Source organism: Nonomuraea sp. NPDC049419, assembly GCF_040676995.1.
Lineage (GTDB): Bacteria > Actinomycetota > Actinomycetes > Streptosporangiales > Streptosporangiaceae > Nonomuraea > Nonomuraea salmonea.
This window is the reverse complement of record NZ_JBFAQB010000005.1, coordinates 357,750-372,208: the sequence shown is the minus strand read 5'-3', so window position 1 is coordinate 372,208 and position 14,459 is coordinate 357,750. Positions and strand designations below refer to the sequence as shown.

Below are 14,459 nucleotides of genomic sequence, written 5' to 3'. Positions count from 1 at the left end.
GGTATGGTGCTTCATGCCATGAACGATGACCGACTAGGCCCTTACCGGCTGCTCAGGCGGCTCGGTGAAGGCGGGATGGGCGTTGTCCACCTCGCTGTCGACCCCCAGGGTCGGCAGGTGGCGGTCAAGGTCCTGCGCGCGGAGGTCGCCGGCGACGAGGTCGCCAGGCGGCGGCTCTCGCGCGAGGTCGAGACCATGCGCAGGGTGCGCAGCAAATACATCGCCGAGGTGCTCGACGCCGACGTCACCGGTCATCGCCCCTACATCGTCACCCGCTACGTGCCGGGCCGGCCGCTCGACGAGATCGTCAAGGACGACGGCCCGCTCGACCTGCCCGCGCTGGTCAAGGTCGCGCACGGGGTGGCCACCGCGCTGGCCGCCGTCCACTCGGTCGGCGTGATCCACCGCGACCTCAAGCCGGGCAACGTGCTCATCCTCGACGGCGAGCCCGTGCTGATCGACTTCGGCATCGCCCAGGCGGTCGACGCCACCAGGCTGACGCAGACCGGCATGTTCATCGGCACGCCCGGCTACCTCGCGCCCGAGATCATCGAGGGCCAGGAGGCCGGCCCCGAGGTCGACATCCACGCGTGGGCCGGCACCCTGCTCTACGCCGGCACCGGCCAGCCGCCCTTCGGCAAGGGCACGCTGGAGATGATCTTCTACAACATCACCGCGGGCAAGGCCGACATCAGCGCCGCGCCTGCCGAGCTGCGGCCGCTGCTCAAGGCCGCGTTCTCGCGCAACCCCGCCAAGCGGCCCAAGGCCGCCGAGCTGGCCGAGCAGACCGCCCGCATGCTGCCCAAGCCGCCGCCGGGCGACGCGCCCGACGAGATCTCCACGGTGCCGCGCACCGACGGCTCGCGCGCGGTCCCGCCGCGGGTGAGCGACAAGCCGTCGTACGACGTCTCCACCCCGCCGGTGACGCCGCGGCGGCTGCTGGAGGGCCAGGACCACCAGGCGAGCCCGCCGGTGCCGCCGCCCGCCCAGCCCGAGCAGCAATACGTTTCGCTGCTGCCGGACCAGCCCGACCCGTGGCCGACCCGCCGGGTCTCGCCCGAGGAGCTGCGGCGCATCCAGCGCGAGGCCGGTCTCGGCAAGCCGCCGCAGAGCCAGAGCCTGCCTCAGCAGGGGCTTCCCGTGCCGCCGCCGGCGGGCGAGGGTGACGTGCCCACCCGGCGCGTACGCCCCGACTCGCCCGAGTTCCGGAGCCTCACCCAGCCGCCGGCGCCCAACCTGAGTCAGCCCAACCTGAGCCAGCCCAACCCGAGCCGGCCGCACCCGAGCCAGCCGCACCCGGGCCTGCCGCACGCGGGTCACCCCAACGCGGGTCACCCCCATGTGAGCCATCCCAACGCAGGCCATCCCAACGCAGGCCGGTCCGACTATGCGCGGCCCAACCCGATGCCGCTGCAGCCGCCGCCGTACATCCCGGCGCAGCCGCAGCCCTACCCGCAGCAGCAGCCCGACCCGAGCACCATGCGCGAGCCGTACATCCCGAGCGTGCCGCCCGGCCGGGTGCTGCAGCGCTCCCGCGCGTACGGCGTCTCCGCGGCCATGCTGCTGGTCCTGATGATCGTGGCGGCCGTGCGGGCTCCCGTCATCGTGGCCGTCCTGGCGCTGCCCGCGGTCATCCTGCTGCGCGCCGCCGACCTGGCGCAGCCGCAGCTGACGGCCCGCAGGGCGGCGGGAGCGGCGGCACTCGACGTGGTCAGGGTCTTCGCCTACCCCGCCGTGCTCGCCAAATCGGTCGGCATCACGCTGGCGCTCACGCTCTACGCGCTCATCCTCGGGCTGCCGGTGACGCTGCTGCTCACCGTCGTCGTGAACATGAGCCCTTATTACGCTCTGGCCTGGGGGGCATCCATCGCCCTGTGGACGGTCTGCGCCGGCCCAGGAGTGGAAGGCCCGGGCAAACAGATGCGCAGAACGCTCTCATCGCTCGTACCCTCGAGAACAGCGGCGATGGTGATGGCGGGAGTCCTGGTGGCCGCGGCCGCGCTCTCGCTGATCCTCGCTTACGGCACGTTCGGGGACAAGCCAAAGGGGGCCGGTGTATGGACTCCGCTGAACGTCGACGCAGTGGTGGAGCAGCTGGAAGGGTTGAGGGGGAATTCCGGGGGATGACGCGGGGAAGGTGGCGATGAACACCCAAGCACCAGAACGCCTCGGGCCCTACCGCCTGGTCAGGAAGATCGGCGAAGGTGGCATGGGGGTCGTCCACCTCGGCCTCGACGGCGCGGGCAGGGAAGTCGCCATCAAGGTCCTGCATCCCCACGTCGCCGCCGACCTCAAGGCGCGCGACCGGCTCACCCGCGAGGTCGAGACCATGCGCAGGGTGCGCAGCCCCTACGTCGCGGAGGTCATCGACGCCGAGCTCGTGGGCGGCCAGCCCTACGTCGTGACCAGGTTCGCGCCGGGCCGCACGCTCGAGGACACCGTGCTGACCGAGGGGCCGCTGGAGGCCCGCCAGGTCATCAGGCTCGCTCAGGGGCTCTGCCAGGCGCTGGTGGCCATCCACGCGGCCGACGTGATCCACCGCGACTTCAAGCCGTCCAACGTCATGCTGGTCGACGGCGAGCCGCTGGTCATCGACTTCGGCATCGCCCACCTGGTCAACGCCACCCGGCTGACCCAGACCGGCATGTTCGTCGGCACGCCCGGCTACCTCGCGCCCGAGATCATCCGCGACTCCGAGATCACCCAGGCCGCCGACGTGCACGCGCTGGCCTCCACGGTGTTCTTCGCCGCCACCGGGGCGCCGCCGTTCGGCACGGGGACGTTCGAGTCGGTCTGCTTCAACATCATGGAAGGGCGGGCCCAGCTCGACAAGGCGCCCGCCTGGCTGCGCGGCTGGCTGAGCAGGGCGCTCCACGTCGACGCCGAGGCCCGGCCGAGCGCGCCCGAGCTGCTGCGCATGGCCAGGGCGCTCGACCCGTCGGTGACGACGTTCAACGAGGCGTCCTTCGACGGGCCGACCGGCACCAAGCGGCTGGCCGACCGCACCCGCACCATGGACACCTTCTCCGACCTGCTGCCGCCGGTCGAGTACGGCAAGGCCGCCCCGCCGCCCCCGCCCTCACCGACGCCCACCAGGCGCGAGGAGCGCCCGCCCCCCTACGTGCCCGCGCCGATGGCCGCCAGGCCGCCCGCGCCGCGCCCCGACCAGCGCGTGGCCGGTTACCCCGCGCCCCGACCACAGCCACAGGCCAGGCCCTACGAGCCGCCACCGCCGCAGTACACCCCGCCCGCCGAGCGCAAGCGCTACCTGTTCGGCAGCCAGGTCGTGGGCCTGCTGCTGCTGGTCACGCTGGTGGCGCTGAGCGTGGTGATGCCGGTCATGGCGGGCGCGATCGCCGTCGCGCTGGCGCTCGTCCTGCGCATCGGCGAATACCTGTTCGGCGACATGGTCAAGCGGCGGCAGGTGCGCGGCAGCAGTGCCGCCGACCCGCTGCTCGTCCTGGTCGGCACGCCGTGGGCGCTGATCAAGTCCGCGCTCGTCACGGTCGTGCACGTGCCGCTGGCCCTGCTGTTCGGCGTGTGCGTCTGGGGCGTGCTGCACCTCGCCGGGCCGTTCACCATCAACGAGGCGGCCGCGTACGCGGCGGGCGCCTTCACCGCCGGCCTGTTCGTGCTGCCCGGCGGCGGCGCCCCGCGCAAGGCCGTCACCCGCACGCTCACCGGCGTGCTGCGCAGTCCCGGCGCGGCGCTGATCGCGGTGCTGCTGGTGGGCACCGCGGCGCTGTTCGCCGTCATGTTCGCGATGGGGCAGGCCACCGACTGGTATCCGTGGCGAGCTCCGGAATCGGTGATCGACAGCCTCGCCAACGAGGCCAGGCAGAGCACGATCGGCCTGATCACCGGCCTGATCGGCAGCCTGATGGACGGTCTGGGGCTGAGCTTCCTGAATCCCTGGTCCTGAGTGTCCGCCTGGTCCCACGGGGGGAGAGATGAAGTATGAGCGAGCACCTCGGCCCGTACGAGCTTCTCTCCCGTCTCGGGTCCGGCGGCTTCGGCGAGGTGCACCTGGCGCTCGACGCCGAGGGGCGTACGGTCGCGGTCAAGGTGCTCCATCCCCATGTCGCCGCCGACGGCGGGGCGCTCGCCAGGCTGGCCCGCGAGGTCGAGACCATGCGCATCGTCGGCGGCCCGCACATCGCCGAGGTGCTCGACGCCTCGCTCGACGGTGACCGCCCCTACCTCGTCACCCGCTACGTCCAGGGCCGCCCGCTGAGCGCCGTGCCCGTGCCGGTCGCCGACCTGCGGCGGCTGGCCGCCGGGCTGGCCGACGCGCTGCTCGCCATGCACGATGCGGGGGTCGTCCACCGCGATCTCAAGCCGGCCAACGTCATGATGACCGAGGGCGAGCCCGTCGTGATCGACTTCGGCATCGCCAGCGCGCTCGACTCGCTGTCCGTCACCGCCTCGGGGGCGGTCGTCGGCACGCCCGGCTACCTGGCGCCCGAGGTGCTGGAGGGGCGGCCCGCCGGGGTGGAGGCCGACGTGTTCTCGTTCGGGGCGACGCTGGCGTACGCGGCCACCGGGCGGCAGCCGTACGGGCAGGGTCCCGCCTCCGCCGTCGCCTACCGGGTCGTGCACCACCCGCCCGACCTGGAGGGCGCGCCGGGCTGGCTGGAGCCGCTGTTACGCGAGTGCCTGTCCACCGATCCGGCGCGGCGGCCCACGGCCGCCCAGATCTGCGACCGGCTCGGCGTGGCGCCCGTCGCCCACGTGCCGCCTCCGCGCCTCGGGCCCGTACGTCCCCGGGTCGCCGAGCACGACGAGATGAGCACCAGGGAGATCCGGCCGCCGGTCAAGGAGCAGCACCGGCGCTCTGTGGAGGAGTCCAGGGCGCGGCACCGGGAGAAGGTGCGCAGGCGGTGGCTGATCGGGTCGGCGCTGTTCGTGGCGCTGCTGGCGGCGGCCGCGCGGGAGCCGCTGCCCGAGGTGTCGTTGTTCCTGCTGGCGGCGTACGCGCTGGCCGTGGTGAGCGACGCGGGGGTGGCGCTGTTCTCGAAGGGCCCCTACCGGCGCAGCCGGATGATCGCGAATCTGCTCAGCGTGGCGGGGACGGTGGGGCTCTGCTTCGGGCTGGCGACGTGGTTCAGCGCGTTCACGCTGGCCTTGTTCGCGGGTACGGCGCTGGTGGTGGGGGTCGTGTTCCTGCTGTCGGCGTAAGAGATGTCACAGGTGCTGACCGAATAAAGTTCGGTATGGTAGGGGCAAGCCGCCGTGCTCGGTTTGCGCGGAAGCTACCCATGGGTAACATAACGGCGAAACCTCGGCAGACCCTCTGTCGGATGCCCCCGGGGCACCTGGCAGTCTGGACAGATGGATTCGGCGCCCACCGCAACGAGGCGGGGGCGCAGGCGAACTACGGGAGGTCGGCCACCGGCCATGAACATCGTCGTCTGCGTGAAGCAGGTCCCCGACACGGCGACCGAGCGCAAGCTGCGGTCCGATGACAACACGCTCGACCGGGACGCCGCCGACGGCGTGGTCAACGAGCTTGACGAGTACGCGGTCGAGGAGGCGCTCAAGCTGAAGGAGGCCCACGGCGGTGAGGTCACCGTCCTGACCATGGGCCCCGCCAGAGCCACCGAGACCATCCGCAAGGCCCTGGCCATGGGCGCCGACAAGGCCGTCCACCTGAGCGACGACGCGCTCCACGGCTCCGACGCGCTGTCCACCTCGTACGCGATGGCGCAGGTGCTCAAGAAGATCGGGTTCGACCTGGTCATCCTGGGCTCCGAGTCCACCGACGCCCGCACCGGCATGCTGCCGGCCATGCTGGCGGAGCGGCTCGGCACCCCGCAGCTCACGCTCGCCAACAAGGTCGAGGTCGACGGCGGCACGATCACCGTGCAGCGGCTGGCCGACTACGGCTACGACCGCGTCGAGGCCACGCTGCCCGCCGTCGTCTCCGTGGTCGAGAAGATCAACGAGCCGCGCTACCCGTCGTTCAAGGGCATCATGGCGGCCAAGAAGAAGCCGGTCGAGACGCTCGCCATTGGCGACGCCTCCATCGACGCCGACCAGGTCGGCCTGGGCGCCGCCTGGTCCGAGGTGGTCGACTTCGCCCCGGCCCCGCCGCGCGCGGCCGGCACGATCGTCAAGGACGAGGGCGACGGCGGCGCGAACGCGGCCGACTTCCTGGCTTCCAAGAAGTTCATCTGAGAACGGGGGATTCACTGATATGTCGGACATTCTCGTTCTCGTCGAGCAGGTCGACGGTGAGGTCAAGAAGGTCACGCTTGAGCTGCTGACCCTGGCCCGCACCCTCGGCACGCCCGCCGCCGTCTGGGCCGGCCCCGGCATCACGCCCGAGGCCAAGGCCCGCCTCGCCGAATACGGCGCCGACAAGATCTACGTCGCCGCCTCAGGCGACCTGGTCGACCACGTCGTCGCGCCCAAGGCCGAACTGCTCGCCCAGCTCGTCACCGAGAAATCGGCGGCCGGCGTGCTCATCGCCGCCACCGCCGAGGGCAAGGAGATCGCCGGGCGGCTGGCCATCAAGACCGACTCCGGCGTCATCACCGACGCCGTCGGCCTCGGCGAGGGCTTCGTCGCCGACCAGTCCATCTTCGGCGGCGGCATCAACGTGCACGCGCGGGTCCGCAAGGGCACGCCCATCATCGCCGTACGTCCCAACTCCACCGCCCCCGTGCCGGCCGCCGGCGCGGGCACGGAGGAGGAGGTCGCGGTCGCCCTGTCCGACGCCGCCAAGGCCGCCCGCGTGGTGGAGCGCGTCAAGCAGGAGAAGGGCGCCCGCCCCGAGCTGACCGAGGCCGCCATCGTCGTCTCCGGTGGCCGCGGCGTGGGCTCCGCCGAGAACTTCTCGGTCATCGAGGAGCTCGCCGACTCCCTGGGCGCCGCGGTGGGCGCCTCGCGCGCCGCCACGGACGCCGGCTGGTACCCGCACCAGTTCCAGGTGGGCCAGACCGGCAAGACCGTCTCGCCGCAGCTCTACATCGCGGCCGGCATCTCCGGCGCCATCCAGCACCGGGCCGGCATGCAGACGGCGAAGACGATCATCGCCATCAACAAGGACCCGGAGGCCCCGATCTTCGAGCTCGCCGACTACGGCGTAGTGGGCGACCTCCACCAGGTCGTCCCCCAGCTCACCGAAGAGATCAAGAAGCGCAAGTAGGTAAGTCGCTGAGGGGCCGGGACGAGCGCCCGGCCCCTTCCGCTTGCCCAGGAAAAGGGGGCTCGCGCCCTCGCGCCCGATCGCGCTCAAGCCCGCGTACCGCCCCACCCCGCGTTCCTGCGCCTCCCGCCCCCCACGCGTCCCGGCCCCTCCGCGGCAGCGGGGGTGTCAGGCGGTCTTGTGGTGGCTCCCTGGGTTGGTGGGGTGCGGTCAGGGCGGGCGGTCTTCATGGGTGGGGAGGCGGATGCGGAAGGTCGCGCCTTGGCCGGGGGCCGTGCGCAGGTCCACGTGGCCGCCGTGGGCGGTGACGATCGAGCGGACGATCGCCAGGCCCAGGCCGGCGCCGCCCGTCGCGCGGGCGCGGGAGGCGTCGGCGCGGTAGAAGCGGTCGAAGGCTCGGGCGGCCTCCTCCGGCGTGAGGCCGGGGCCCTCGTCCTCGATGACCAGCACCGACTCGCCCCGCTCGGCGCCGACGCCGATTCTGATCGGGGTGCCCGCGGGGGTGTGGGTGATGGCGTTGCCGACGAGGTTGCTGACGACCTGGCGCAGGCGGGCCTCGTCGCCCAGGACCGGTGCGGTGCCGGCGGGGCCGCCGGACGGACCGGTGAAGGTGATGGGGCGGGTGGGATCGAGGGCGGTGACGTCGTGGCGGGCGTCGGCGGCCAGCGTACGCAGATCCATGGGCGTCAGTTCCAGCCCAGGCCCGTCGTCCTCGTCGAGCCCGGCGAGCAGCAGCAGATCGTCCACCAGCGTGGCGAGCCGCCCGGACTCGCTCTCGATGCGGGCCAGCGCGGGCCCGGCCTCGGTGCCGCCCATGCGGTACAGCTCGGAGAAGCCCTTGATGCCGAACAGCGGCGTGCGCAGCTCATGGCTGACGTCCGCGACGAACCGCCGCATCCGCGCCTCGGAGTCGACCCTGGCGGTGACGCCCTGCTCGATCTGGGCGAGCATCGCGTTGATCGAGCGGGCCAGCCGCCCGACCTCGGTGGTGGCGGGCCCTGGCGAGGGCACCCGCCTGGACAGGTCACCCCCGGCGATGGCCGCCGCCGTCTCCTCCACCCGCCGCAGCGGAGCCAGCCCGGCCCGGATGGCCAGCCCGCCGACCAGGGCGAGCAAGGCGAGCAGGATCCCTCCGGCGACGTAACAGACGACCCACATGCGATCGACCGTGGAGTGCAGCCCGTCCAGCGACACCGCCGCCACCACGCCCGTGTGCCCGACCTCGGCACTGGTACGCCGGGCCGGCAGCGCCACCGCCCGCCACTCGGAGCCGTCCGCGTCCCGCACGGTGAACGGCCGCCCGCCCCGCTCGGCGATGGCCACCGTGTCGAGCCGGGGCAGGTCGATGCCGCTCTCGCCGAACGCGCGCAGCACCCGGCCGTCGGGCGCCAGGTAGGCCGCGTGGATCCGGCTGACGAGGTCGAGATCGGTGAGGACCATCGGGGTGTCGCCCGCCCGGGTGCTGAGCGCGGTGGCCAGCTCCGGCGGCACCGCCGACATCGCCGCGCCCATGGGGGCGAGCTGGGCGTCCACGCGGGCCATGAGCTGCGTTTCGAGCTGGCGTACGAGCACCGACCCGATCACCGCCAGCCCCACCACGAGCAGCAGGACCGTGATGGCCAGCAGCCGGGCGCGCAGCGAGAGCCCGCGCAGCCGGGCGATCACGGCTTCGGGCGGCGCAGGACGTAGCCGACGCCGTGCACGGTGTGGATCAGCTTGGGCGAGTCGCCGGAGTCGAGCTTGCGGCGCAGGTAGCTGATGTAGGTGTCGACGATGCTGGTGTCACCCGCGAAGTCGTAACGCCAGACGTGGTCGAGGATGCTCGCCTTGGGCAGGACGCGGCCGGCGTTGAGCACCAGGTGGTGCAGGAGCCTGAACTCGGTGGGCGACAGGCGTACCGGCCGCCCGGCTCTGGTGACCTGGTGGCCGTCGGGATCGACCTCCAGGTCGCCGACCACCAGCGTGTGGTCGCCGGCGCCGGTGCGCCGCAGGATGGCGCGGATCCGCGCCAGCAGCTCCTCCAGGTCGAACGGCTTGGTGACGTAGTCGTCGCCGCCCAGTCGCAGCCCATTGATCTTGTCGGTCTTGGCGTCACGGGCGGTCAGGAAGAGCACCGGCACCGGCCGGCCGTCGGCCGTGGGCAGGGCGCGCAGCCGGCGCAGCACCTCGAACCCGTCGAGGTCGGGCAGCATGACGTCGAGCAGCACCAGGTCGGGCGGCTCGCGCCGGGCCTCCTCCAGCGCCTGCACGCCGTCGGCCGCCGAGCCCACCTCGAAGCCCGCGAAGCGCAGCGTCGCCGACAGCAGCTCTCTGACGGTGGGCTCGTCGTCGACCACCAGCAGCCGCTCGGCCACGTCAGCCACCTCCCGGTCTCCAGGGTAATCAGGCGTCCCGGTCCCTGAACCGGACGAAGGCCGCGACCATCATGACCGCCACAAAGACCACGACAATCCCGTACGCCATCACGTCCGGCAGCTCGTGCGTTCCGTAGATCGCCTTGAAGGGCGCCGCGTTGGGCCAGTACGACTCGACGAAGGGGCCGACCCCGGGCATCACGTCCGACAGGGCCGGCAGCAGCAGGAAGGCGGTGGCCACGTTGACCGCGGCGGCGGTGCCGCGCAGCAGGAAGCCGAGCGCCAGCCCGAAGAGCGCGATCAGCGTCAGCACGACAGGACCGATGAGCAGCATGCGCAGCCCGATCGGCTCGCCCGGCATCGTGTACGGCACCCCGCTCGCGGCCAGGTGGCTCTGGCTGATCGTGAACATCAGCACGACCGATGCCACGCTCACCGGCAGGGCGGTCAGCACCGTCATGCCCGCCTTGGCGGCCAGCAGCTTCCCGCGCCTGCCGACGGCGGCCATGGTCGCCGGCATGGTGCCCGAGCCGTACTCGGAGGAGACCACCAGCACCCCGATGCCCGCGATCAGCAGCTGGACCAGGAACACGCCCCGCATGCCCATCTCGACAGGGGAGAAGTCGAGCCGTTCCTGTGGTGTGGAGGTGAGGTAGTCGATGACGGAGGCCTTGGCGAACATCCAGCCGAGGAAGGCCGACATGGCCACCGCCGCCAGTGACAGCACCATGGTGGCCCGGACGCTGCTGAACTTGGTCCACTCGGCCCTGAGCGTCTGCGTCTCGATCATCGGGCCGCTCCGAACTCGACGGCGTCGCGGGTCAGCTCCATGAACGTCTCCTCCAGTGTCGGGCCGCGGGTGCTCAGCTCGTGCAGGGTGACGTTCTCGGCCGCGGCCAGCCGGCCGACGTCGGGTGCGGTCATGCCGGTGACCAGCAGCTCGTTCGTGTGGCCGGGTTCGACGCGGCCGCCGGACAGCTCCAGCCGCCGCGCGAAGGAGCCGGCGTCCGGCGTACGGACGACCACCACGTGCCCCGACCCGGTGAAGTCGGCGATGTCGCCCTCGGCGAGCAGCCGCCCCTTGCCGACCACCACCAGCCGGTCGGCGGTCATCGCCATCTCGCTCATCAGGTGGCTGGAGACGAGCACCGTCCGCCCCTCGGCCGCCCAGCCCCGCATCAGCGCCCGCACCCATCGCACGCCCTCCGGGTCCAGCCCGTTGACCGGCTCGTCGAGCACCAGCACCGGCGGGTCGCCCAGCAGGGCGGCGGCGATGCCCAGCCGCTGGCCCATGCCCAGCGAGAACCGGCCCGCCGGCCGGTCCGCCGCGTCCGCCAGCCCGACCAGGTCGAGCACCTCGTGGACGCGGGTGGCCGGGATGCCGTTCGTCTGGGCCAGGAAGAGCAGGTGCTTGTACGCGGTCCGCCTCTGGTGCACGGCGGTCGCGTCCAGCAGCGAGCCGATCGAGCGCAGCGGATGCGGCAGCTCGCGGTACGGCCGGCCCAGGACCGTGGCCGTGCCCGACGTGGGCAGGTCGAGGCCCAGGATCATGCGCATGGTCGTGCTCTTGCCCGCGCCGTTGGGGCCGAGGAAGCCGGTGACGAGGCCCGGCCGTACGGTGAAGGTGAGATCGTCCACGGCGGTGTGTTCGCCGTAGCGTTTGGTCAGTCCGGTCAGCTCGATCATGCGATCCAGCCTGCGGCGGCCGTCTGGGGGCGTTCTGAACGGTTCTGTGAGTTCCCTGTGAGCGCGGACGGCCCCACGTGGTGACGTGGGGACCGCCCGCGCGGAACGCACAGGGAACTCTCAGGCGGCGGCCCGTACGGGCTCCGGCTCGGGCTCCGGCAGGGAGGTCACCTCGGCCGTCCCGCGACCGGGGAGCAGGCGCGCGGACAGCGCGATCAGCAGGCCCAGGAGCACGCCGATGCCCAGCGCCGTACGCAGGCCCGCGGCGTCCGACAGGAACCCGATCACCACGGGGCCGAGCAGCAGCCCGGCGTACCCCATGGCGCCGGCCTGCGCGATCGCAGGCCCCGGCGTGTCGGTCGCGGTGCCCGCGAGCGACAGCGTCAGCGGCGAGATCGTCGCCACGCCGAGCCCGACGAAGAACATCGCCGACACGGCCACCACCGCCGCGGGAGCCAGCAGCACGACCGCGAAGAACCCGGCCGTCGCCACCCCCGACACGGTCAGCATGCCGCGCACCCCGAACCTGACCCGCAGCCGGTCACCGGTCAGCCGGGCGATGAGCATGCCCACCTCGAACACCGGGTAGCCGAGCGCCGCCACGGCCTCGGGCGCGCCCAGCTCGTCGCGCAGGTAGAGGCCGTTCCAGTCGGCCACCGTGCCCTCGACCATGAACGCGAAGAACATGATCGCGCCCAGCAGGTAGACGACCGGCGGCAGGCGGCGCCGCCCCTGCGCGCGCGTTTCGGCGGCCGGCGGCTCAGCCAGGTACGTGCGGCCGAGCAGCACCATGACCGGCAGCGAGAGCAGGCCGATCAGCGTGACGTGCACAGTGAACGGCAGCCCGGCGGCGATGGCCAGGGCGCCCAGCGCGCCCGCTGAGATGGCGCCCACGCACCAGCCGGCGTGCATGCCGTTCATCAGCGGCCGCCGGTACGCCTGCTCGACGGCCGAGCCCTGGGCGTTCATGGCGACGTCCATGACGCCGAAGGCCATGCCGAACAGCACCACGGCCGTCAGCAGCAGCGGCAGGTCGGGGGCGAGGCCCACGCCGAGGAGGCTCAGCGCCGTCAGGGGACCACCTGCCCGCAACACCGCCCTGCTGCCCACGCGCGCCATGACGCGGCGCATGGACTGCATCGTCACCAGGGCGCCCAGGCCCCATGCCAGCAGGATCGTCCCGACCATGGCCTCGGAGAGGCCGAGCTTGTCGGTCAGGGCTGGGATGCGCACGGTCATCGTGCCCACCATCAGGCCGGCAAGGACAAAGGTGAGGACCGCCCCGTAACGGGCACTCCTCAGCTCGCGGGTCATAAGGCCACACCTCACTGAAGTCGTACGTGTTCTTGGTCATGCGTCAGAGCGCGCCGGCTCGCTCCGGCACGCCGAGCGCCGCACCGGGAGCCGGTACGGCGCACGTCAAAGGGGCGCCGTCAAGGCGCCCTGAGGGGGGAGGGGGAAGGTGCCCCGGGAGGGGCGTCGGCTCAGCCGGGGGTGAGCAGCGCGGACAGGCGGCGTTCGAGGGCCTGGAGGTCCTCTTCGCTGTTGAGCTCGGGGTCGTGGCTCGCCACGTCCCACAGCCCTTCACAGGCCAGCCGGACGATCTGCGCGGCCAGCGGATCGGGCTCGTCGCTCAGCCCCTCGCGGTGCCATCGGGCCATCGCCTCGCGCAGCGGAGCGAGCAGGAACAGGTTGCCCGACGCCCCCGTGACGACGGCCCACCGTCGCAGGCGGCCGGAGCGTACGGCGGCCAGCGTCGCGCCCAGATAGCGCTCGGTGTAGGTCGCGCCCGGCTGGGCGGCCACGAGCTCGTCGAAGTCGTCGATCAGCCGCTCCACCATGCCCCTGATCAGGTCATCCTTGGAGCCATAGTGATAGAGCAGGCCGCCTTTGCTCACGCCCGCCCGTTCGGCCACCGCGGCCAGGGTGAGCGCGGTCGAGCCCTGGTCGCAGAGGAGATCCTCCGCCGCGTCCAACAGCTCGTCCCTTCGCATGCCTCAACTGTACCGTCCGGACGGTACAGTCGCAAACGAGATACCCTGAACGGGTGACCAGACCGTCGGCCTATCTTGATCATGCAGCCACCACCCCCATGCTGCCCGAGGCGATCGAGGCCATGACGGATCAACTCAAACGCGTCGGAAATGCTTCCTCGCTGCACGCGGCGGGCCGCCAGGCCCGCAGGGTGGTCGAAGAGGCCCGGGAGACGATAGCCGACGCGCTCGGTGCCCGGCCCAGCGAGGTCGTCTTCACCTCCGGCGGCACCGAGGCCGACAACCTCGCCATCAAGGGCCTCTACTGGGCGCGCCGCCCGCGCCGTCGGGTGCTCATCAGCTCCGTCGAGCACCACGCCGCGCTCGACCCCGCCCACTGGCTGGCCGACAGCCAGGGCGCCGAGCTGGAGCTGCTCGAGGCCGACGAGCTCGGCCGGGTCCACCCCGAGACGCTGCGCGCCGCCATCGAGCGCGACCCCGACGACATCGCCATGGTCAGCATCATGTGGGCCAACAACGAGGTCGGCACCGTCCAGCCGGTCCACGTGCTGGCCGCCATCGCCCACGACCACGGCATCCCGTTCCACAGCGACGCCGTGCAGGCCGTCGGGCAGCTGCCGGTGTCGTTCTCCGGCTCGGGCGCCGACGCGGTCACCATCAGCGGCCACAAGGTCGGCGGGCCCATCGGGGCCGGGGCGCTGCTGCTGGCCAGGGGGGTCACCCCGGTGTCGGTGCTGCACGGCGGCGGCCAGGAGCGCGACGTGCGTTCCGGCACGCTCGACGCGCCCGCCATCGCCGGGCTCGCCGCCGCCGTCTCCGTCGCCGTACGCGAGCAGGAGACCCTCGCCCGCCGCCTGTCGGCGCTGCGCGACGAGCTCATCCTGCGCGTCCGCGACGCCGTGCCCGACGTGGTGCTCAACGGCGACCCCGACGACCGGCTGCCCGGCAACGCCCACTTCTCCTTCCCCGGCTGCGAGGGCGACGCGCTGCTCATGCTGCTCGACGCCAAGGGCGTCGAGTGCTCCACCGGGTCGGCCTGCTCGGCCGGGGTGGCGCAACCGTCCCACGTGCTGCTGGCCATGGGCGCCGACGCGGCCACCGCCCGCGGCTCGCTCCGCTTCACCCTCGGCCACACCTCCACCCGCGAAGACGTCGACCGCCTGATCGAGGTGCTGCCCGCCGCCGTCGAGCGCGCCCGCCGCGCCGGCCTCAGCTGACCCCGCCTCAACCGGTCCGCCGCCGGCCTCAGCCGGCCCGCGCCACACCCGGTCCAGC

At 72.5% G+C, this 14,459-nt stretch carries 12 protein-coding genes; 6 read left to right on the top strand and 6 right to left on the bottom strand.

What is annotated here, in order from left to right; genetic code table 11:
* Positions 1-18: 18 nt before the first annotated feature.
* The 5 genes from AB0K12_RS18955 to AB0K12_RS18935 all read left to right on the top strand — a co-directional run bounded on the left by AB0K12_RS18955 (position 19) and on the right by AB0K12_RS18935 (position 7,150).
* On the top strand, positions 19-2,127 hold the full coding sequence (locus AB0K12_RS18955; protein ID WP_364562305.1) for a protein kinase: 2,109 nt from the start codon (positions 19-21) through the stop codon (positions 2,125-2,127).
* A 16-nt stretch (positions 2,128-2,143) separates the two neighbouring features.
* Positions 2,144-3,922, top strand: a complete 1,779-nt coding sequence (locus AB0K12_RS18950; RefSeq protein WP_364562302.1) for a serine/threonine-protein kinase — start codon at positions 2,144-2,146, stop codon at positions 3,920-3,922.
* Between the two features lie 35 nt (positions 3,923-3,957).
* Positions 3,958-5,178 (top strand): serine/threonine-protein kinase, encoded by a 1,221-nt coding sequence (locus AB0K12_RS18945; protein WP_364562299.1) that lies wholly within the window; start codon positions 3,958-3,960, stop codon positions 5,176-5,178.
* Between the two features lie 219 nt (positions 5,179-5,397).
* The gene (locus tag AB0K12_RS18940; protein WP_364562297.1) at positions 5,398-6,177 is read left to right on the top strand and encodes an electron transfer flavoprotein subunit beta/FixA family protein; all 780 of its coding nucleotides are present in this window, start codon (positions 5,398-5,400) and stop codon (positions 6,175-6,177) included.
* Between the two features lie 19 nt (positions 6,178-6,196).
* Positions 6,197-7,150, top strand: a complete 954-nt coding sequence (locus AB0K12_RS18935; RefSeq protein ID WP_364562294.1) for an electron transfer flavoprotein subunit alpha/FixB family protein — start codon at positions 6,197-6,199, stop codon at positions 7,148-7,150.
* Between the two features lie 210 nt (positions 7,151-7,360).
* Here AB0K12_RS18935 and AB0K12_RS18930 read toward each other — a convergent pair whose 3' ends face one another.
* The 6 genes from AB0K12_RS18930 to AB0K12_RS18905 form a co-directional block, all read right to left on the bottom strand.
* Positions 7,361-8,815 carry a HAMP domain-containing sensor histidine kinase gene (locus AB0K12_RS18930; RefSeq protein WP_364562291.1) on the bottom strand — a complete coding sequence of 485 codons (1,455 nt, stop codon included), beginning with the start codon at positions 8,813-8,815 and terminating at the stop codon, positions 7,361-7,363.
* Complete coding sequence (locus AB0K12_RS18925) at positions 8,812-9,513, bottom strand: response regulator transcription factor (protein WP_364562289.1); 702 nt, start codon at positions 9,511-9,513, stop codon at positions 8,812-8,814. Before AB0K12_RS18925 ends, AB0K12_RS18930 begins: the two co-directional genes overlap by 4 nt.
* Before the next feature lie 19 nt (positions 9,514-9,532).
* Positions 9,533-10,294 (bottom strand): hypothetical protein, encoded by a 762-nt coding sequence (locus AB0K12_RS18920; RefSeq protein WP_364562286.1) that lies wholly within the window; start codon positions 10,292-10,294, stop codon positions 9,533-9,535.
* Complete coding sequence (locus AB0K12_RS18915) at positions 10,291-11,190, bottom strand: ABC transporter ATP-binding protein (protein ID WP_364562283.1); 900 nt, start codon at positions 11,188-11,190, stop codon at positions 10,291-10,293. Before AB0K12_RS18915 ends, AB0K12_RS18920 begins: the two co-directional genes overlap by 4 nt.
* Positions 11,191-11,310: 120 nt before the next feature.
* Complete coding sequence (locus tag AB0K12_RS18910) at positions 11,311-12,504, bottom strand: MFS transporter (protein WP_364562280.1); 1,194 nt, start codon at positions 12,502-12,504, stop codon at positions 11,311-11,313.
* 170 nt (positions 12,505-12,674) lie between these two features.
* Positions 12,675-13,184 (bottom strand): TetR/AcrR family transcriptional regulator, encoded by a 510-nt coding sequence (locus AB0K12_RS18905; protein WP_364562276.1) that lies wholly within the window; start codon positions 13,182-13,184, stop codon positions 12,675-12,677.
* A 53-nt stretch (positions 13,185-13,237) separates the two neighbouring features.
* Between AB0K12_RS18905 and AB0K12_RS18900 the strand changes: the two genes are divergently transcribed.
* A complete protein-coding gene (locus tag AB0K12_RS18900) occupies positions 13,238-14,401 on the top strand; it encodes a cysteine desulfurase family protein (RefSeq protein WP_364562273.1) in 1,164 nt (387 codons plus the stop codon).
* Positions 14,402-14,459 lie beyond the last annotated feature (58 nt).

What these genes read in the sequence shown, in the direction of transcription:
- AB0K12_RS18920 (WP_364562286.1), bottom strand. Translation starts at nt 10,294, where the DNA reads ATGATCGAGACGCAGACGCTCAGGGCCGAGTGGACCAAGTTCAGCAGC.
- AB0K12_RS18955 (WP_364562305.1), top strand. Translation starts at nt 19, where the DNA reads ATGAACGATGACCGACTAGGCCCTTACCGGCTGCTCAGGCGGCTCGGT.
- AB0K12_RS18905 (WP_364562276.1), bottom strand. Translation starts at nt 13,184, where the DNA reads ATGCGAAGGGACGAGCTGTTGGACGCGGCGGAGGATCTCCTCTGCGAC.
- AB0K12_RS18945 (WP_364562299.1), top strand. Translation starts at nt 3,958, where the DNA reads ATGAGCGAGCACCTCGGCCCGTACGAGCTTCTCTCCCGTCTCGGGTCC.
- AB0K12_RS18935 (WP_364562294.1), top strand. Translation starts at nt 6,197, where the DNA reads ATGTCGGACATTCTCGTTCTCGTCGAGCAGGTCGACGGTGAGGTCAAG.
- AB0K12_RS18950 (WP_364562302.1), top strand. Translation starts at nt 2,144, where the DNA reads ATGAACACCCAAGCACCAGAACGCCTCGGGCCCTACCGCCTGGTCAGG.
- AB0K12_RS18915 (WP_364562283.1), bottom strand. Translation starts at nt 11,190, where the DNA reads ATGATCGAGCTGACCGGACTGACCAAACGCTACGGCGAACACACCGCC.
- AB0K12_RS18940 (WP_364562297.1), top strand. Translation starts at nt 5,398, where the DNA reads ATGAACATCGTCGTCTGCGTGAAGCAGGTCCCCGACACGGCGACCGAG.
- AB0K12_RS18910 (WP_364562280.1), bottom strand. Translation starts at nt 12,504, where the DNA reads ATGACCCGCGAGCTGAGGAGTGCCCGTTACGGGGCGGTCCTCACCTTT.